General features: G+C 67.5%; 17 protein-coding genes, 1 tRNA gene and 1 pseudogene. 9 read left to right on the forward strand and 10 right to left on the reverse strand.

Annotated features, from left to right (window positions below; genetic code table 11):
* Positions 1-37 precede the first annotated feature (37 nt).
* From RHOOR92_RS0114075 to RHOOR92_RS0114090, 4 genes are all read left to right on the forward strand, one after another.
* A complete protein-coding gene (locus tag RHOOR92_RS0114075) occupies positions 38-637 on the forward strand; it encodes an aminodeoxychorismate/anthranilate synthase component II (protein WP_007509622.1) in 600 nt (199 codons plus the stop codon).
* Complete coding sequence (trpD, locus tag RHOOR92_RS0114080; protein WP_037115449.1) at positions 634-1,686, forward strand: anthranilate phosphoribosyltransferase; 1,053 nt, start codon at positions 634-636, stop codon at positions 1,684-1,686. The genes RHOOR92_RS0114075 and trpD overlap by 4 nt, the downstream gene beginning before the upstream one ends.
* 90 nt (positions 1,687-1,776) lie before the next feature.
* Entirely contained in the window at positions 1,777-2,571 is a 795-nt protein-coding gene (gene trpC, locus RHOOR92_RS0114085) for an indole-3-glycerol phosphate synthase TrpC (protein ID WP_007509618.1), read from the forward strand.
* A gap of 5 nt (positions 2,572-2,576) precedes the next feature.
* Positions 2,577-3,269, forward strand: a complete 693-nt coding sequence (locus tag RHOOR92_RS0114090) for a haloacid dehalogenase-like hydrolase (protein ID WP_037115501.1) — start codon at positions 2,577-2,579, stop codon at positions 3,267-3,269.
* Between the two features lie 3 nt (positions 3,270-3,272).
* Here RHOOR92_RS0114090 and RHOOR92_RS0114095 read toward each other — a convergent pair whose 3' ends face one another.
* Positions 3,273-4,016 carry a sulfite exporter TauE/SafE family protein gene (locus RHOOR92_RS0114095; RefSeq protein ID WP_027484587.1) on the reverse strand — a complete coding sequence of 248 codons (744 nt, stop codon included), beginning with the start codon at positions 4,014-4,016 and terminating at the stop codon, positions 3,273-3,275.
* 93 nt (positions 4,017-4,109) lie between these two features.
* Positions 4,110-4,811, reverse strand: a complete 702-nt coding sequence (gene crp / locus RHOOR92_RS0114100; RefSeq protein ID WP_007509612.1) for a cAMP-activated global transcriptional regulator CRP — start codon at positions 4,809-4,811, stop codon at positions 4,110-4,112.
* A 288-nt stretch (positions 4,812-5,099) separates the two neighbouring features.
* On the opposite strand from crp, the gene speD reads away from it, so the two are divergent.
* Complete coding sequence (speD, locus tag RHOOR92_RS0114105; protein ID WP_007509610.1) at positions 5,100-5,885, forward strand: adenosylmethionine decarboxylase; 786 nt, start codon at positions 5,100-5,102, stop codon at positions 5,883-5,885.
* Between the two features lie 82 nt (positions 5,886-5,967).
* On the opposite strand, the gene RHOOR92_RS0114110 is transcribed toward speD, so the two are convergent.
* The 6 genes from RHOOR92_RS0114110 to RHOOR92_RS0114135 form a co-directional block, all read right to left on the reverse strand.
* A complete protein-coding gene (locus RHOOR92_RS0114110; RefSeq protein WP_007509608.1) occupies positions 5,968-6,693 on the reverse strand; it encodes a 2OG-Fe(II) oxygenase in 726 nt (241 codons plus the stop codon).
* Between the two features lie 129 nt (positions 6,694-6,822).
* Positions 6,823-7,473, reverse strand: a complete 651-nt coding sequence (locus tag RHOOR92_RS0114115; protein ID WP_007509606.1) for a response regulator transcription factor — start codon at positions 7,471-7,473, stop codon at positions 6,823-6,825.
* 57 nt (positions 7,474-7,530) lie between these two features.
* Entirely contained in the window at positions 7,531-8,262 is a 732-nt protein-coding gene (locus tag RHOOR92_RS0114120) for a sensor histidine kinase (RefSeq protein WP_027490550.1), read from the reverse strand.
* The gene (locus tag RHOOR92_RS0114125; protein WP_015448785.1) at positions 8,259-11,558 is read right to left on the reverse strand and encodes a serine/threonine-protein kinase; all 3,300 of its coding nucleotides are present in this window, start codon (positions 11,556-11,558) and stop codon (positions 8,259-8,261) included. Before RHOOR92_RS0114125 ends, RHOOR92_RS0114120 begins: the two co-directional genes overlap by 4 nt.
* A complete protein-coding gene (locus RHOOR92_RS0114130; RefSeq protein WP_027490551.1) occupies positions 11,555-12,397 on the reverse strand; it encodes an FHA domain-containing protein in 843 nt (280 codons plus the stop codon). Before RHOOR92_RS0114130 ends, RHOOR92_RS0114125 begins: the two co-directional genes overlap by 4 nt.
* A 187-nt stretch (positions 12,398-12,584) precedes the next feature.
* Complete coding sequence (locus RHOOR92_RS0114135; protein ID WP_015448783.1) at positions 12,585-13,427, reverse strand: DUF6689 family protein; 843 nt, start codon at positions 13,425-13,427, stop codon at positions 12,585-12,587.
* Positions 13,428-13,841: 414 nt separating this feature from the next.
* On the opposite strand from RHOOR92_RS0114135, the gene RHOOR92_RS0114140 reads away from it, so the two are divergent.
* Positions 13,842-16,286: a S8 family serine peptidase gene (locus RHOOR92_RS0114140; RefSeq protein ID WP_027490552.1), complete on the forward strand. Its 2,445-nt coding sequence runs from the start codon at positions 13,842-13,844 to the stop codon at positions 16,284-16,286.
* A 201-nt stretch (positions 16,287-16,487) separates the two neighbouring features.
* Here RHOOR92_RS0114140 and coq7 read toward each other — a convergent pair whose 3' ends face one another.
* Positions 16,488-17,129, reverse strand: a complete 642-nt coding sequence (gene coq7 / locus RHOOR92_RS0114145) for a 2-polyprenyl-3-methyl-6-methoxy-1,4-benzoquinone monooxygenase (RefSeq protein ID WP_007509591.1) — start codon at positions 17,127-17,129, stop codon at positions 16,488-16,490.
* A 327-nt stretch (positions 17,130-17,456) separates the two neighbouring features.
* Here coq7 and rplM point away from each other — a divergent pair, with 327 nt between their 5' ends.
* The 3 genes from rplM (at position 17,457) to RHOOR92_RS0114160 (ending at position 18,375) form a co-directional block, all read left to right on the forward strand.
* Positions 17,457-17,885, forward strand: a complete 429-nt coding sequence (gene rplM / locus RHOOR92_RS0114150) for a 50S ribosomal protein L13 (protein ID WP_007509589.1) — start codon at positions 17,457-17,459, stop codon at positions 17,883-17,885.
* 10 nt (positions 17,886-17,895) lie between these two features.
* Positions 17,896-18,288, forward strand: coding sequence for a 30S ribosomal protein S9 (gene rpsI, locus RHOOR92_RS0114155; RefSeq protein ID WP_007509587.1), 393 nt, complete (start codon positions 17,896-17,898; stop codon positions 18,286-18,288).
* Positions 18,289-18,300: 12 nt separating this feature from the next.
* Positions 18,301-18,375, forward strand: a tRNA-Gln gene (locus tag RHOOR92_RS0114160).
* A gap of 76 nt (positions 18,376-18,451) precedes the next feature.
* On the opposite strand, the pseudogene RHOOR92_RS19870 reads toward RHOOR92_RS0114160, so the two are convergent.
* Positions 18,452-18,796, reverse strand: a pseudogene (locus RHOOR92_RS19870) (DDE transposase); the annotation flags it as partial.

Genomic DNA, 18,796 nt, shown 5'->3' on the forward strand with positions numbered 1-18,796 from the left:
CCGGGTAGAAAACTCCCTCAACGAGGTTGGTGTAACCATGCTGCTGATGATCGACAACTACGACAGCTTCACCTACAACCTCGTGCAGTACCTGGGCGAGTTGGGGCAGGCGGTCAAGGTGGTGCGCAACGATGCGCTGGACGTGGCGGGCATCCGCGCGCTGAAGCCCTCGCATATCATGATCTCGCCGGGGCCGGGCACGCCGGATGACGCGGGCGTGTCGCTGGACGTGCTGCGCGAGCTGGCCGGCGAGATCCCGGTGTTCGGCGTGTGCCTGGGCCACCAGGCGATCGGCCAGGCGTTCGGCGGCAAGGTGATCCGTGCGAAGCGGATCATGCACGGCAAGACGTCGCCGGTGATCCATCGCGGGCAGGGCGTGTTTGCCGGCCTGCCGAATCCGTTCGAGGCGACGCGCTACCACTCGCTGGTGGTGGAGCAGTCGTCGCTGCCCGATTGCCTGGAAGTCACCGCGTGGACGGAAAACCCGGACGGCTCGATCGACGAGATCATGGGCCTCAAGCACAAGACACTGGCGGTCGAGGGCGTGCAGTTCCATCCCGAGTCGATCCTGACCCAGCACGGCCACGACTTGCTGGCGAACTTCCTCGGCCTGCCGCGGCGGAAGCTGGCGGCATGAGCGCGCGCGCCATCACCATCACGCCGCAGGAAGCCCTGCAGCGCACGATCGAGCACCGCGAGATCTTCCACGACGAGATGATCGCGCTGATGCGCCAGATCATGCGCGGCGAGGTGAGCCCGCTGATGACCGCGGCGATCATCACCGGGCTGCGCGTGAAGAAGGAAACCGTGGGCGAGATCACCGGCGCGGCGCGGGTGATGCGCGAGCTGTCGGCGAAAGTGGATGTGCCGGCCCACGCGCATTTCGTCGACATCGTCGGCACCGGCGGCGACGGTGCCTCCAGCTTCAACATCTCCACCACGGCGATGTTCGTGGCGGCGGCGGCCGGCGCGTGCATCGCCAAGCACGGCGGGCGCAGCGTGTCGTCGAAGTCCGGCAGCGCCGACGTGCTGGAGGCGCTTGGCGCGGCGATCGAGCTGCCGCCGGCACAGGTGGCTGCGTGCATGGCCGAGACCGGCATCGGCTTCATGTTCGCGCCGAACCACCATCCGGCGATGAAGGTGGTGGCGCCGGTGCGCAAGGAAATGGGCGTGCGCACGCTGTTCAATATCCTGGGCCCGCTGACCAACCCGGCCGGCGCGCCGAACATCCTGATGGGCGTGTTCCACCCCGACCTGGTCGGCATCCAGGTGCGCGTGCTGCAGCAGCTCGGCGCGCGGCACGCGCTGGTGGTGTGGGGGCGCGACGGGCTGGACGAGATCTCGCTGGGTGCGGCGACCCTGGTCGGCGAATTGCGCGACGGCGTGGTGCGCGAGTACGAGGTGGAGCCGGAGGATTTCGGCCTGGCGATGGCGTCCAGCCGCAACTTGCGCGTGGAAAATGCGCACGAGTCGAAGGCGATGCTGCTGGAGGTGCTGCAGGGTCGCCACGGCGTGGCGCACGACATCGTCTGCCTGAACGCCGGCGCGGCGCTGTACACCGCCGACGTGGCCACCTCGGTCGGCGAAGGCATCGATCTGGCCCGTGCCACGATTGCCAGCGGCGCCGCGCATGCGAAAATGCAGGCGTTCGTGGCTGCCACCCGACGGCTTGCCAATCCGCCGTAAGACGTACATGGTGCGCAAAGCTGCCGCAGACCGGCGCGCCGGTGCCCCTGCCGCGCACGGGATGCGCTCCCATACCACCAGTGAGATGCCATGACCGACATTCTCAATCGCATTCTTGCCCGCAAGGCGGAAGAGGTCGCCGAGCGCCGGGCCCGGCTGCCGGAAGCCGAACTGGTCGCGCGCATCGCGGAGCTGCCCGGCACCCGCGGTTTCGCCGCGGCGATCGAGGCGAAGATCGACGCCGGCCTGCCGGCGGTGATCGCCGAGGTGAAGAAGGCCAGCCCGAGCAAGGGCCTGATCCGCACCAACTTCGATCCGGCCGCGATCGCGAGGAGCTACGCGGCCGCCGGCGCGGCCTGCCTGTCGGTGCTGACCGACAGCGACTTCTTCCAGGGCAGCGAGGCGTTCCTGCAGCAGGCGCGCGAGGCGTGCTCGCTGCCGGTGCTGCGCAAGGATTTCATCATCGACGCCTACCAGGTGCAGGAGGCGCGGGCGATCGGTGCCGACTGCGTGCTGCTGATCGTCTCGGCGCTGGACGATGACGTGCTGCTGCAGCTGTCGCTGCTGGCGGCGGAGCTCGACCTGGACGTGCTGTGCGAGGTGCACGACGAGGAGGAACTGGAGCGCGCGATGGCGTTGCCGGTGCCGCTGATCGGTGTGAACAACCGCAACCTGCGCAGCTTCGAGACCTCGCTGGAGACTTCGCTGGCCCTGCAGGAACTGGTCGAGTACGACCGCGTGCTGGTGGCCGAGTCCGGCATCCACACGCCGGAGGACGTGGCGCGCCTGCGCGCAGGCGGTATCCAGGCGTTCCTGGTCGGCGAGGCGTTCATGCGCGCCGAGGACCCGGGGGCCGAGCTGCGGCGGCTGTTCTCGATCCCGTGACGGTGATGCCGGAACGCGAAGCGGTGATGCCGGCGGGCGCGGACGCGGCGTCGCCGCGCGTGGTGCTGTTCGATTTCGATGGCGTGCTGATCCGCGGCGATGCGTTCCGTCTGTTCATGCGCGAGCGCTATCGGCGTTCGCCGTGGCGCTGCGTGCTGGCCTTGCTGTGTTCACCGCTGTTGCTGGTGCAGCGTCCGTTCTCGCGGCGCTGGCCGATGTACACGCTGGTGCGCATCGCCTTGCTGGGGCTGGGCGAGCGGCGCTACCAGCTGGCGGCAAACGCGTTCGCCACCACGCTGGCGCGGCGGCCGAGGCAGTTCTGCCGCGACGGCCTGCAGGCACTGCGTCGGCACCAGCTGGCGGGGGATCGCGTGCTGGTGGTGACCGGCTGCGAGCACGCGCTGGCCAGCGGCATCCTGCAGCAGCTCGGTCTGACCGGGCTGGAGGTGCTGGCTTCGCAGCTGAGGCCGGGCTGGTTCGGCATGCGGCTGCTGCGGCACAACGTGGGCCGCCGCAAGGTGCAGTCGCTGACCGAGCACGGCGTCGGCGGCTGGCAGGTCGCCTACGGCGATTCGGTGTACGACGCGGCGATGTTGGCGCTGGCCGCCGAGGCGGTGCTGGTCAACGGCACCCCCGCGTTGTGCAAGAAGGTGGAGAAGGCGCTGGGCCGCGCGGTCACCCGCGTCGAGTGGTTCTAGCCATTACAGCAGCGTCTGCGCCAGTTGGCCCAGGCTGATCAGCACGATCAGGCTGCCCACCGCGGCCATCACGGCCTGCTCGGGCAGGTGGTGCACCAGCCAGGCGGCGAGCGGCGCGGCGATCACGCCGCCGGTGAGCAGGCCCAGCACGATCGGCCAGTGGCCGGCGCCGACGTGCCAGACCAGGGTGGCGGAGACGCACACCGTCACCACGAATTCGGCGGCGTTGACCGAGCCGATCGTGCTGCGCACGCCGCCGCCGCGCGCGATCAGGGTGCTGGTGGCCAGCGGCCCCCAGCCGCCGCCGCCGATGGCGTCGAGCAGGCCGGCGAAGAAGCCCAGCACGCCGCTGTGCTGTACCCGATGGCGGCTCAGCCGCTGGCCGAACGCGCGCAGCAGCACCATCGTGCCGAGGATCAGCAGGTAGGCATTGACCCAGGGCCGGATCGCTTCGCCCGGCACGCTGGCCAGGAAGGTCGCGCCGAGGATGCCGCCGATCGCGCCGGGGATGGCCAGTTGCCAGAACAACTTCCAGCGTACGTTGCCGAACCAGGCATGCGCCGCGCCGGAGACGCCGGTGGTGAACACTTCGGCAGTGTGCACGGTGGCGCTGGCCACCGCCGGCGGCAGCCCCAGCGCCAGCAGGATCGAGTTGGAGACCAGCCCGTAGGCCATGCCCAGCGCGCCATCGACCAGTTGCGCGAGCAAGCCGACACCGGCGAAGACGAAGAACTGTCCGTAATCCAAGCGTTGTCTCGCTGCCGGTGGCGGAGCGCCATCCTCGACCAGTCTGCGTAAAAAACCGGTTCAGACGTCGAACGTGGCGAACTCCACGAGGGCTCAGCGCGTGCCGCGCACCACGATGGTCTTGCCGGCGACGTCGATCATGCGCTGCTCCTCCAGCTGCTTGAGCACGCGGCCGACCATCTCGCGCGAGCAGCCGACGATGCGGCTGACTTCCTGGCGCGAGATGCGGATCTGGGTGCCGTCCGGATGGGTCATCGAATCCGGCTCCTGGCACAGGTCGAGCAGGGTGCGCGAGATGCGGTTGGTGACGTCCATGAAGGCCATCCGGCTGACCTGGCGCGAGGTGCGCAGCAGGCGGTTGGTCAACTGCGAGCCGATCGCGAACAGGATCTTCGGGCATTCCTCGCGCAGCGGGCCTTCCATCAGCTGGAACAGGCGCTCGTAGCTGACCTCGGCCATCTCGCACGGGGTGCGCGTGCGCACCATCGACTCGCGCTGGGCCTGCTCCACGAACAGGCCCATCTCGCCGATGAACTGGCCGCGGCTGATGTAGGCAAGGATCAGTTCGCGTCCCTGCTCATCCTCGGTGCACACCGCCAGCGAGCCCTCGATCACGTAGTACAAGGTGTTGGCCGGGTCGCCGGGGCGGATGATCGCGGTCTTGCCCGGGTAGCGTCGTCGATGGCACAGCGCCAGGAAGCGTTCCATTGCGGCCGGGTCCGGGGCAAAGCCCAGCGGCGCCTGCGAGCGTTCGAAAGCCTGTTGGAGCTGGTACTTGAGTTGCGCCACGATCATCCCCTACCGGTGGTTGTCATTGAACAGTGGCAACCGTTGCCACACGCCGTGCGTGCTCATGGACCATCCTTGCAAGCTGGCATTATGGCAAACCTGAGCGATTGTCGCAGGTTCAATTTCTTTTCTGTTTGCCGCATACTTCGCGGTCTTCCGGGTGCGACGGGGTCGTCGCATGCGGTTCACAAGGGTCGTGCAGGCTGTACGCCTGCGCTTCACACCAATCGCGGGGACCCTTGTCGCTAACCCGCCTCTGCTGCTGGCCGAGCGTTCGGCCATGGAGAGCCGCCCGTGGTCAAGCCACTCCCCCGTCTGCGCCTGCAGGGTTTCAACAACCTGACCAAGGCGTTGAGCTTCAACATCTACGACATCTGCTACGCGGTGTCCGAGGACCAGCGCCAGCGCTACATCGAGTACATCGACGAGCAGTACGACGCCGACCGCCTCACCCAGATCCTCACCGACGTGGCCGAGATCATCGGCGCGAACATCCTGAACGTGGCCCGCCAGGACTACGACCCGCAGGGCGCCTCGGTGACCATCCTGATCTCCGAGGAGCCGGTGGTCGAGAAGCTCGGCCGCGATTCCATCGCGGGCGCCGTGGTGGCGCACATGGACAAGAGCCACATCACCGTCCACACCTACCCGGAAACGCATCCGCACAACGGCATCGCCACCTTCCGCGCCGACATCGACGTGGCCACCTGCGGCGTGATCTCGCCGCTGAAGGCGCTGAACTACCTGATCGACAGCTTCGAGTCGGACATCGTGGTGTGCGACTACCGCGTGCGTGGCTTCACCCGCGACGTGAAGGGCAAGAAGCACTTCATCGACCACAAGATCAACTCGGTGCAGGACTACCTGGCCAAGCACATCCGCCAGAAATACGAGATGTTCGACGTCAACGTGTACCAGGAGAACATGTTCCACACGAAGATGCACATCAAGGACTTCGACCTCGACACCTACCTGTTCGAGTCGCACGCCGACGACCTCTCGTTCAAGGAACGCCAGCGCATCGAGTCGCTGCTGCGCCGCGAGATCGAGGAACTGTTCCACGGGCGCAACTTGATGTAACGGAAAACCCGCCGGGAGGCGGGTTTTTTCTCGACTTCCCGCCGGGATTTCCGTCGGAATCATGCCATGCCGCCCGTGCCGTTCAGCTTCCGCCGAACAACTGCTCGGCGCGCTGGAACAGTACCCAGCTCGTCGCGATGATCTTGTCGCCGCCTTGCGGGCGGTTGCCGCGGTGGGTGTGGGTGAACGAAGCCGGTGCCAGCAGCAGCGTGCCGGCGCGCGGAACGATTTTCCGCCGCTGATGGAGGAACTCGGTTTCCCCCTCGGTGAAGCCGTCGTTGAGGTAGATCGTCCACAGCAGGTGCCGGTGCAAGGTGTCCGCGCGCGGGTCGCGTGGGTACAGTTCGCAATGCCAATAGGGATAGCCGCCGCGCCCCGCACTGTAGCGCTGCAGGTTGATCGCACCCGGTCGGAAGACCATTTCCGCCATCGACGACAGCGCGTCGTCGTTCATGGCCCGGAGGCGCTCGGGTGTGAGTCGATGGCGGGTGCCGCCCGGTCCCGGAACCTCGAGCATCAGCGGGGCAATCAGCACGTGCGGATACCGCCGCAGGTACGCCAGCAGGCCGCGGAACACCGCCTGATTGAGCAACGCTTCCGCGTCACGCCAGTCGGCCTGTTCGCTGAGGGCGAGATCCTGGCTGTCCTTCAGTTCGGGCAGCACACCGCCGCCGACCCGGCCCGGGCGGGTTTTCCCGCTTGCCGCAAAACGTTCCACCAGCGCCGCGCACTGTGCTGCAGTCAGGGCGTCGGGGTACGTCTCGATGAAATCGGGCGAGCCATCGGCGGCATCAGGGGCAGTGGGCATGCGGGAAGCCGTTGGCACGCAGCGCGCGGAATGAGCAGGAAAAGTACAGGTGCCCATCATGGCACGCTGCAGGCATGTCTTGAACACGCCGGAGCGCGGCAAGCCGCGGCAGTGCCGTCCTGCGGATCTCTAGTCGAGCAATCCGCGGCGCAGCGCATATCGCACAAGCTCGGCGGTATTGCGTACGGCGATCTTGGTCAGCACACGGGTGCGGTGGTTTTCCGCCGTCTTGGTGCTGATCGACAGCCGGCGCGCGATCTCCTTGGTGGTCAGGCCCTCGGCAATCAGCCTGAAAACTTCGCGTTCGCGCGCGGTGAGGAGTTCGTAGCGATCGTCCGGCAGGCGCTCCGGGTGTTGCAGCTGCTCCGCCAGCGCGCGCGAGGCATGCGGTCCGAAATGCCCGCGTCCGGCATGGACGTTGCGTACGGCGGCAAGCAGTTCAGCCGCCGCGCTGTCCTTGACCAGGTAGCCACTGGCTCCGACGCGCACGGCCTGCAGCACGTACTGGTCCTCCTGGTGCATGGTCAGCACCAGCACGCGCGTGCCCGGCAACTCCTGGTTCAGACGGCGCACGAGCTCGATGCCGTTCAGGCGCGGCATCGACAGGTCGGTGATGACGATATCCGGGCGAGTGGCCAATGCCTTGCCGATGGCCTCGACGCCGTCGGCCGCCTGCGCGATGACCTCGATGTCGCCATCACTCTGCAGGATCCCGACGAGGCTCTCGCGGACCAGGTTGTGATCGTCCACGAGCAGGACGCGGATGGGCTTGGGCGGCATGTGGGATACCCTGCACGCCATCTCCGGTTGCGTCAAGCGCAACCGGGCGTGCATGAGTCAACGATTGTCCAGCGGCACGACTGCGCGCAGACGGGTGCCATGGCCGGAAGTGGAACGCAGCTCGAACTGGCCGTTGAACAATTGCAGGCGTTCGCGGATACCGCCCAGGCCAGTGCCGCCGGCAGCCTGTGTCTGCACCGGGTCAAAGCCGCATCCGTCGTCGACGATCTGCAGTTGCATGCGGCCGCTGCGCTCGACCAGATGCACCAGTACGCTGCGTGCACCGGCATGCTTGGCCACGTTGTTGAGGGCTTCCTGGGCGACGCGGAACAGCAGCGTCTGCAACTCCTCGTCGAGGGCGGGCAGCGGTTCGATTTCCACGGTGATCGCGATGCCGGCGGCTTCGCCGAGGCTGCGCGCCAGCCAGCGCAGCGCCGGTTCCAGGCCGAGGTCGTCGAGGATCGGCGGACGCAACAGCCGCGAGAGTTGGCGGGTGTCGTCGAGGGTATCGGCGCACAACGCGATCGCCTCGTCGAGGCTGGCACGCAACGTCCCCAGTTCCGCCGGCAGCGCGTCGCCGATCTGCGCGAGTCGATGCTTGAGCGCCGTCAGGTTCTGGCCGACGCCATCATGCAGATCGCGCGCGAGGCGGCGCCGCTCATCCTCCTGCACATGCAGCACCGAGCGGCCGAGGCGGCGGAATTCGCGCTCGCTCGCTTCGAGCCGCTGCAGCAGGTGCTGGTAGCGCAAATGGGCTTCGGCGGGAGGCGGCGGGGTATCGCGGGTCATGGCGTGGTGTCCGCTCCCACGCGGCGGACGGGGGATGAACTTCCCGCATCGCGCAGTTGCGTGGGCAGTTTGGCCCGGAAGGCAGCCTGCGCGGCAGCCGCGGCTTGCTCGGCAGCTGCCGCTCCGGCGGCGTCGCCCGCCAGCCGCTGGGCGCTGGCGCCCAACGTGTATATCTGCGGCGCTCCCAGCACCTCGCTGCCGTGCATCAGGCTGATCGCTTCGCGGTAGGCGCGCCGTGCCGCCGTCGCGTCGTGCGCGGCGAGCGCATGTTTCATCGCCAGGGTCAGCCAGTCCAACCGCAATTCGGCATTGCCGAGCATCGCGGTTGCGCTATCCAGCCCGGTATCGGCACGCGGGTCGATATGCGCGCGCAGCAGCGCGACCCGCAGCTGAAGTTCGCGCACTCCCGACGCCTTGGCCAACGGCTGTGCGTTGTCCAAGGCTGCGACCGTGCTCTCCAGGTCACCCGCATGCAAGGCCAGTTGCGCACGCACGATCTCGACCCCGGCACGCTGCTCGACTGAGGTGCCGGGGTCGGCACTTTCGAGCGGTTTGAGTTCGCGCCGTGCCGTGGCCTCAGCGCCCGCGGCGAGCAGTGCCTGCACGCGCAACAGGCGCGTGTCGGCTTCGCCACGCCGATCGCTGCGCTGGCTGAACAGGGCGATGGCCTTGTCGGCCTGGGCGAGCGAATCGGCCACATCGCCCTGCATCAACGCGAGCTTGGCCAGATTGCGCCGGCTCACGGCCGCCTCCTCGGGCATCTGCTGCCTTTCAGCTTCGGCCAGCGCGCCTTCCTGCAGTTTGCGCGCCTCCTGCCAATGGCCACGCGCCGCCGCCAGCAGCCCCAGGTTCTGCCCGGTGCGGATGCGGCCGGTGTCGCCGAGGCCAGCCTCACTTTCCGCGGTGCGTTGCCAGTAGCTCTGCGCGTCGTCGTACCGGCCGAGCTGGAAGTTGGCGAAGCCAATATCGTTGAGTGCCTGGGCCAGTCCATGTGCGTCGCCGACCTGCTGCCAGCCCTGCAACGCACGACGGTAGGCTTCGAGTGCCCCGAGGTAGTCGCCGCGTTCCTCGGCAAGCACGCCGAGTTCGTTGTCCACGGCAGCCAGCCCCTCGCGGTCGTCGAGTTCGACCGTCAGCGCACGGGCCTGCGCAAGTGCGTTGCCGGCTTCGTCAAAGGCCCCGCGAAGGCTCAACACGTTGGCCAGATTGCGCAGGCTGGTGGCCACGCCACGGCGGTTGCCGACATCGCGCTGGAGCGTCGCGGCCTTGCGGTATTGCTCCTCGGCATTGGCGGTCTGGCCGAGGCGGCCGTAGCCGATGCCGAGCGCATTGGTTGTTTCCGCGACTCCATAGGGGTTTCTGCCGCGCTTGTAGAGCACCAGCGCGCGCACCAGATAATCGTCGACGGCGCGCCTCGCCTCACCTTGCATGATCGAGAACTTGCCCAGCTCGAACCAGGCGCGCGGGTCGTCGCCGTCGCGAGCGGTAAGTTGTGACAGTCTGGCCATGGCGGCACGAAAATCCCCGCCGCCGCCCTGGGCTCGCGCGAGTTGCAGGTCGGTCAGGGTGTCGTCGGGTGTTTCAGCCAGTTGCGCACGCCATTGCGCGATCGCAGCCGGAACGTCGCCATCGTACAGCGCGCGCTCCGCGGCGAACACGCGTTGCAGGCGGACAGGCGCGGCGTTGGCCGCACGCTGCCCCTGTTCGATGGCGTCGAGCGCCACATCGCGCTCGCCGACCGCCTGCGCAAGGCGCAGCTGGGCGTGCCACAGCACAGGGTCGTTGCGCTCGCGCCGGGTGATGGCGCGCAAATCCGCCAGTGCGGCAGGGATGTTGTCGTTCTCACGCACCTGCAGGACCGCGCCAAATGCATCCAGCGTCGCGACTTCGGCGGGCAGTTTCAGCTCGGGTGCGGGCGCAGGTGCGCCGAGTGCCTTGGCCAGGGCCGGCTGGGCGAGCCAGGCATGCAAGGCGGTGGCCGCGTCGGCGGCTGGCGGACCGTCCAGGGTCTGCGTCGCGGCGTCGTCCTTGCGCAGCTCGGCGTGCACGTACCAGTGACCGTTGCGTTGGCGCAGATCCGGGGACAAGGTGCGATCGGCAGCAGCAAGGCGGCGCAGCGCGGCCGGGTCGGGGGTGCTGCCGGCCGCGTCCAGCTGGCGCAGCGCCTGGAAGGTCCGGTCGGTATCGACGCTGGCGACACCGGGCAGCGCGAACAGGGTCGCGCGCAGGTAGGCGTCCAGTGCGATCACGCGCGGTACCGGCAGTGCCGCGCCACGCAACGGCAACACCAGAACCCGATGGAGCGGTGGCGAGGCGTCGTTGCCGGTCGTCTTGTCGTGTGGCATCCACCAAAGCGTGCCCGTGATGCCGATCGAGGCCAGCAAGGCTACCGTTGCGAGCCAGGCGCGACGATGCGCACGCAGATCGCGCGGCATCGCGCGGCGGTCTATGGCCTGGATCACGGCGGCCGCATCCGGCAGTCGGTGCGCCGGACGCGGTCGCAGCAGTCGTTCGATCAGTCGGGCGACCCAGGCCGGCACGTCGGGGCGTTCGCGGGTGACCGGCGACGGGGTGCGGACCAGTCGCTGGACGATTGCCTCGGCGGCAGTGGCGCCCTGGAACGCAGGCGCGCCCGTCAGCATCTCGTGCATGATCAGGCCCAGTGCATACAGATCGCTGCGCGTATCGACCGGATCACCGCGGGCTTGTTCCGGGGAGAGGTAATCGGGAGTGCCGATCACCGCGCCCGTACCGGCGAGGGTGAGGCCGCTGCTGGCGAGCGAACGGGCCACGCCGAAGTCGCTGATGTACGCGTTGCCCTCGCGGTCGACGAGCACGTTGGCCGGCTTCAGGTCGCGATGTACCACCATCCGGGCATGGGCAGCCTGCAGGCCGAGAGCGATCTGCCGTGCGATCCGCAACGCGTCCTCCAGCGGCATCGCGCCACGGTCGATGCGCTGGTCCAGCCCTTCGCCGTCGACATAATCCATGCTGATCAGCCAGTGGCCATCGTGCTGGGCGAGGTCGTGGATGCGCACCACATGCGGGCTGGAAACCTGGCGCGCGAGCAACAGCTCCTGGCGAAATCGTTCAAAGGAATCCGATCGGACCGCCAGCTCGGGCCGCAACAGTTTGAGCGCGACCGGCACGTCCAGCGCAGTGTCGTGGGCACGATAGACCACGCCCATGCCACCCGCCCCGAGCAGCGCCTCGATGCGAAAACGCCCGGCAAGCATCGTGCCGGGCGCCAGGTTCATGTGCGCATAGATGCCAGTGGCGGTCGGCTGGCTCGTCATGTCTCCAGAATCCTCTCGGTGAGGATGCTGTTCCAGTCGAGTGGCGGCGTGGATGGATACATGGCCAGGTCCTCGCGCGCGCGACGCGCGATGAGCCACAGCGCGGTGCGGTCGGCAAACGCCTCCAGCAGTTCCAGGTCGAGCGTGGTCAGGGGCGGACCCGGTTCGCGGCGATCGGCGTAGATCGCGCCGAGCACCTGGTTGCCGTCGAGCAACGGCAGACAGACCAGCGTGCGCAACCCGGCCTGGACTACCGAGGCACAGGCGCCGGGCCACACATCGCCGCCGATGTCGTTGAAGACGACCGGGCGGCGTTGCTCGATGGCGCGGGTGACCGCACTGAGGCTGCCGGCGAATTCGCGACCGATCATCTGCGACGGATCCAGCGCGAGCGCGGCGAGGACGCGGTAGCGGCCGTGCGTGTCGACCAGCAGGAAGCCACGGCTGCAGCCGGCGAGCTCGGCCACCGCGCGCAGGCTGGCGTCGGGCAGCGACTGGCCGGGGGCATCATCGCTACGGTCCTTGCGGGCAATCGTGTCCAGGTGGGCCGTGCATGCGGTAGCCGTGCGGTGACGTTCGTTGCGGCGCCTGGCGTCGGCTTCCGCCGCGGCGCCGTCGAGCAGCGCCAACTCGCAATGGACATCGCCGAAGCGCAACCAGCAGGACGTGTCGATCGAGGCAGAGTCGATCCGGGCGCCTTCAACGAAGCTGCCGTTCTTGCTGCGCAGGTCGGCCAGCTGCCAGCGTCCGTCGTCGCTGGCGAAAAGTTCGGCGTGTGCGCGCGATATCGAGGGGTGTTCCAGCAGCAGCCCGCAGTCGTCGGCACGACCAATCCGCAACCGGTCACCCGGGCTCAGAGAGCGGGTGAGGGCGGCGTGGTCCGGGACAAATGCGGTCAGCCGTGCCTGCATGCAGGCATATTAGCGCACGGCATTCGCGTGCACAGACGGCCCCGCGCAAGGCCCGGCCAAGCAGCTTGGCCGCCATGTACCGCCCCCTGCACCCACCTTCGCGCGGTCAGACCCTTCAGCGGCCGAAGTCGCGCTGGTAACCGATACTGAAAGCCAGTGTGGAGGTGGCGGCCAGTAGTTCGCCAGCCTGGTTATCGGTATCGCGGGTGGCCCGCCATTGCGAGGGAATCGCCGTGCCGGCCCGGCTCACCACGCGCGCGCGCAGCTGATCGAGTGAGCTCAGGGCGTCGCCGAACTGTCCCTGATTGACGGCGCTCTGCGCCGCGTCCGCGTTCATCTGCAGCGGTCCGCGCTCGGACAGCGGCAGCGCCGCGATCAGCGACTGCAGCCGGCCGAACTTGTCCGTCACCACCTCGCTGCTGGAGCGGAGATCGGTCAGTACCAGGAACTGCGAGAAGCCCCCGGTGGTGCCGCGTGCGCGCACGCTGCCGGGCGCAATCTCATCGGTGATGTCGCGGAAGCTTCCATTCAGCGGTGCCTTGAACAGGCGCAACTGGCTTCCTGCCGTGTAGGCGAGCGCATGGGTATGCACCTCGACGTGCACGGTGCGCTGAAAGCTGAGACCACCGAGTGCCGGCGGCTCGATCGTGACCATCAGCGCAAACGAAGGATCGAGCCGGTTCAGGCTGGCATTGGGCAGTCGCCCCAGCAGCGCTGGACTGGACAGGTCCACCAGCTGCGCACTCACGCCGAGACTGCCCGGAGTCAGGCCCAGGCTGTCGTCGAAGGTCAGGATCACTTCGGCCAGCATCTGCTGGGTAGGCAGGTCGACCCGCACCGTCGCCACGTTGCCGGCGACCGCGACGGTGACAGGCAAGTTCTGCGCCAGGGCCAGCGGGGCGCACAGGCAAAGGGCCAGGCCGAACACCAGCTTGGCGGTGAGAGCGAATTTCGGCATGACGGACTCCTGCAATGCGACGCCGATGACGGCAGGCGTTCGGAAAATCGTGCGGACGCCTGAACCTAGCCGATCCGGTGCGGTGGCGCCAATAGGGGAGTTCACTCAGTACGGGCGCGTCTGGTGCCCGGTGGCACACTCGCCGGAGTGCGGACAATCGCGGGCGGCGCCCTCCGCTGATCGACATGCGCGCTGCTGCCAATCGGCCGGGGCGTGGATATCGGGATGCCAGCGGAATGGAGGCGTGGGTGATTTCCCCTGTGGCGGGTGGGTGCAATCCCGGATGGAGAAGCCGCCATGTCGGTCGGGATACTCCGGGGGCGCCCCATTTCCGGCGGGCGAATCTCCGGGGCCATCACTATGTCGTCCATGTTTGTTCCAAACGTCAAACGCAGGACCTTCCGCCTCTGTGCCGTGGCGGCAGGCCTGCTGGCCAGCGGCGTTGCGCTGGCCGATGCCCAGCTCGACCCGCAACTGCTGACGAAGATGGGTGTTGCCGCCCCCACGGACCAGTTGCAGGTCGTCATCAGCTACCAGCAGTCCGGCCCGGTGACGGCCGGGCAGGTGGCCGAGCTCAATGCGCTGGGCATCAGCAAGGGCGTGACCATGCACACGCTGCCGATCGCCGGCGCGCTGGCCACCCCGGAACAGATCCGTGCGCTGGCCCGGCACAGTGATGTGGTCTCGATCTTCTTCAATTCGCCGCTGGAGTATCTCAACCAGGAGGCCCGCGAGATATCCGGCGCCGCGCGCGCGGTCGAGAACCCGGCCGACTACCGTCGCGCGATCCCGTTCAGCGGCAAGGGCGTGAGCGTGCTGGTCAACGACTCCGGCGTCGACGGCACCCATATGGACCTGCAGTATGGCCCGCATCTGGTGCAAAACGCGCAGGGCGCCACCAACCTCGCCGCGTACGACTCGATGCTGCCGATCACCTACGTCGAGGGCGTGCCCAATACCGACTGGGGTTCGGGCCACGGCACCCACTGCGCCGGCACCATCGGCGGCACCGGCGCGCGCTCGAATGGCCTGTACCGCGGGGTGGCGCCGGGCGCCGATTTGGTCGGCTACGGTTCCGGTGCGGTGTTGCTCATCCTCGACGCGGTCGGCGGCCTCGACTACGCCGCGACCAACCAGTTCAGTTTCCACAACCCGATCCGCGTGACCAGCAACTCCTGGGGCAGCTCGGGCAAATTCGATCCGGCGAACCCGGTCAACATCGCCACCTACGAGCTGTACAAGCGCGGCATCGTCAGCGTGTTCGCCGCCGGCAACGACGGTCCGGGTGAAGATACCCACAACCCGTATGCCCAGGCTCCCTGGGTCATTTCGGTTGGCGCCGGCGAGAAGAACGGCGTGCTGACCGGTTTTTCCTCGCGCGGCAAGCGTGGCGAGTCGGGTACTTTCAGGATGCCCGACGGCGTGCAGTGGACCTACGTCAACCAGCCGACCATCGTGGCCCCTGGCGTAGACATCGTCTCCACCCGCGACAGCACGGGCACGCTGCCGGCACTTGCGGCTGAAAAAGACGCGGCGACTCTTTCGCCGGCCAACTTGCCGTTCTACACCGTGATGAGCGGTACCTCGATGGCCACGCCGCACGTGGCGGGCATCGTCGCGCTGATGCTCGAGGCCAACCCGAACCTCACCCCGGCGAATGTCCGCGACATCATCGCGCGTACCGCCACCAACATGACCGGTCGACTGCCGTGGGAAGCCGGCGCGGGGCACATCAACGCCTATACCGCCGTGGCCGAAGCCGCTGGCGTGCGTAACGGTTTCGGCGCGACGGTGAACGCGCTGAACAGCTTCAACAGCAACCAGGTGATCGTCGCCGGACCGCCGCCGGTGCCGTTCTCGGTGAACTTCGCGCCGGTGGGCCCGGTGGGCGAGCAGTCCTTCACGGTCGGGCCGGAGACGGCCTGGGTGAGCGCGCGCGCCACCATCGACGCCAATACCCTGGCGCTGGTGCTGATCGACCCGGACGGCGTGCGCTATGGCTCGTCGATCGCCCTGCCGGTCATCGGCGATACGGTCACCACCGGCGCGCCGGCCAAGCCGGGCGTGTGGCGGGTTACCGTGCGCGGCATCGGTTCGGTCTCCGGCGTCGGCCTCGATCCGGCCAAGGTCACCAACGGCTATGCGGCGCCTGGCACGGTGACCGGCGAGGTCGGCTTCCTGAACAGCGGCGGTTACACCGGGCTCAGCGACATCGCCAATCATCCGGCCAGGTCGGCGATCCAGTTCGCCGTTGCCAACCGCCTCGTCGACGGTTATCCGAACGGGCAGTTCCGTCCCGACCAGTTCCTCAAGCGTGGCGAACTGGCGCAATACCTGCTGATGGGCGCCAGCGTGCGCCAATACCTGCCGTTCTCCGGCAAGCCCAGCTTTACCGATGTCGGTGCCAGCGACAGCATGTATCCGTTTGCCGAATCGGCCATCGCCCGTGGGGGTGCCTTGCGTGATCTGAGCAATGGCCAGGACGGCGTGATGACCCTGCAGCCGAACGGCGCGTTCCGGTCGAACGACAGCGTCAGTCGACTTGGCCTCGCCTACTCCCTGGTGCAAAGCCTGGCGTTGCAGAATGAGGCGCGCTCGTTTACCGGCACTCTCACCGCGTTCTACGATGGCCGGCGCATCCCGCTCGACGATGCGGCTTCGATTCCGGCCAACCTGCGTGGTTACGTGCAGTTGGCGCTGGATCGCGGCGTCATCAATGCGCGTTTCACGGTGGTCCAGGGGCCGTATGACTTGCAGCCGACCCTGCACGCCTACTTCGATCCGAGTCTCTCGGTCACCCGCGCTGCCTATGCCGTCGCAGCCGGTCGCTACTTCTCGCTTTACCAAAGCGGCAAGTAAGCTGGGAAAGCCGAGCAAGCGTTGGATTCGCAATGCGGCCCGGGGAACCGGGCCGCATTGTTCGTTGGGTGTCGACCGTTTTCCGGAGTTTCAATTCCGCGCCGAACGCCATTCGGCAGATTACCGGCTTCTGGGAATGCGCCGCCGGGCCTCGCGCATTATCCGGCAGCAAAGTGCCGCCACGTTCGCGGGAAGCCGGGCCTATATGCGATAAGCCACCGCTTTCATCACCAACGAGCTGAGCCGCATCAGTGTTGGCAGCGGCCCGGGCAGCTCGACGCCGCCGCGTGCCTGCGCGGCCTGCGCGTGGCGAATCTCGTCCGACTGCATCTGGGTCAGCACCGCGCGCGAGCGCGCGTCCTGCATGGGCAGCTTTTCCAGGTGCTCGGCCAGGTGTGCCTCCACCTGGCGCTCGGTCTCGACCACGAAGCCCAGGCTGAGCGGATCGCCGGCCAGCGCGGCGGCGGCACCGATCGCGTAGCTGCCGGCGTACCACAGCGGGTTGAGCAGGCTCGGGCGGCTGTCCAGTTGCTGCAGGCGCTCGGCGCACCAGGCCAGGTGGTCGGTTTCCTCGACGGCGGCATGCAGCAGGTGCTGGCGGTTGTCGGCATGGCGTGCCAGCGCGGCCTGGCCGAAGTACAGCGCCTGCGCGCAGACCTCGCCGGTGTGGTTGACGCGCATCAGGCCGGCGGCGTGGCGGCGGTCGGCGTCGTCCATGTCCGTCTCGGCGATGCCGCGGGCGGGTGAGCGCCGATGCGATTGCGGTGAACCGGCGATCGCCTCCAGCGCGCGTTCACAACCGGCGAGCAGGCGGTCGAGGGGGCTCAGTGTGCGCACGGTCATGGGCTTTCCTGGTTCGGGGGAGCTGTTCGAGTTGTTGGGCCGGCAAGGCCGGCAGGTGCCGGGGCCAGTCCCGGTGCGTCGATACCGGCGGCAGAGACCCGCCACCGACGCCTCGGGCAGCCAGCTCGGCGATACGCCCAGCGGGCGCGTGCTGGGGGCTTTTCAAGCACCCTGCCGGTCATGCTATCATTGCCAGCTCACAGCTTGCCGACCGGCAGGCTTGCGCCGTGGATGACGGCTCCGCTATCATCTCGCGCCTTTGTTCCACCGAAGCATGCTTTCCTGAATCATGCGTACCGCCTCACGGCGGCAGACAGGTATTCTGAAATGAAAACGTTTAGCGCCAATGCCGACAACGTCAAGCGCGACTGGTTCGTGGTCGACGCCACGAACAAGACGCTCGGTCGCCTGTCGACCGAAATCGCCCGTCGTCTGCGCGGCAAGCACAAGCCGGAATACACCCCGCACTGCGACACCGGCGATTATATCGTGGTGATCAACGCGCAGAAGGTGGCGGTCACCGGCGCCAAGCTGGACGACAAGATGTACCACCGCTTCACCGGTTACGTCGGCAACCTGAAGACCACCAGCCTGAAGGACCTGCTGGCGACCTACCCGGAGCGCGTGATCGAGATCGCCGTCAAGGGCATGCTGCCGAAGAACCCGCTGGGCCGCGAGATGTATCGCAAGCTCAAGGTCTACGGCGGCGCCGAGCATCCGCATACCGCACAGCAGCCGCAGGCGCTGGAGATCTAAGGAAATGAGCATGGCAACCCAGCAGAATTACGGCACCGGCCGCCGCAAGACCTCCGCCGCCCGCGTGTTCCTGCGCAAGGGCAAGGGCGCGATCGAAGTCAACGGCAAGTCGCTCGAACAGTTCTTCGGCCGCGAGACCTCGTGCATGATCGTGCGCCAGCCGCTCGAACTGACCCAGAACACCGACAAGTTCGACATCAAGGTGACGGTCGCCGGCGGCGGCATCACCGGCCAGGCTGGTGCAATCCGCCTGGGCATCGCCCGCGCGCTGATCGAGTATGACGAAAGCCTGAAGTCGCCGCTGCGCAAGGCTGGCTTCGTGACCCGCGACGCCCGCGAGGTCGAGCGCAAGAAGGTCGGTCTGCACAAGGCGCGTCGCGCCACGCAGTTCTCGAAGCGCTAAACTAAGCTTCCTAGCCCCGTCGCCAAGCGGTAAGGCACCTGACTCTGACTCAGGCATTCGGTGGTTCGAATCCATCCGGGGCTGCCAAAATCCAGATGCCGACACCCGCAGTGATGCGTGGCGGTCCGGCCGAGAAGCCCGCCTCATGGCTAATGCCAGTCAGTTAAGACAGACTGGCATTTTTCGTGGGGTATTTGTGGGGTCGGCGTTTGACTTCACGGGGGCAAGATCGTTGTCGTCGTGCGGGCAACAGATAGATGTGGGCTTGCTGTCGGAGGCGGGCGAGTCGTTTGGGAAAGGCGCCGGGTGTTTCCAGCGGGGCGTATCGCAACTCGGCCACGATGGCGCGCGTGAACCCCTGGAAGCTGAGCCGGGTCGGTGGCACGCCCAGCTCACCAGCGGTTTGGTGCATTTCCCAGCGCAGCAAGTTGTAGGCGATCAGCAGCCCCCAGATTTCCTGCCGCACCAGCTCCGGTCGCTTGCTGCGCAAGACGGTGTCGTTGGCTTG

The organism is Rhodanobacter sp. OR92 (genome assembly GCF_000427545.1).
Classification (GTDB): Bacteria; Pseudomonadota; Gammaproteobacteria; order Xanthomonadales; family Rhodanobacteraceae; genus Rhodanobacter; species Rhodanobacter denitrificans.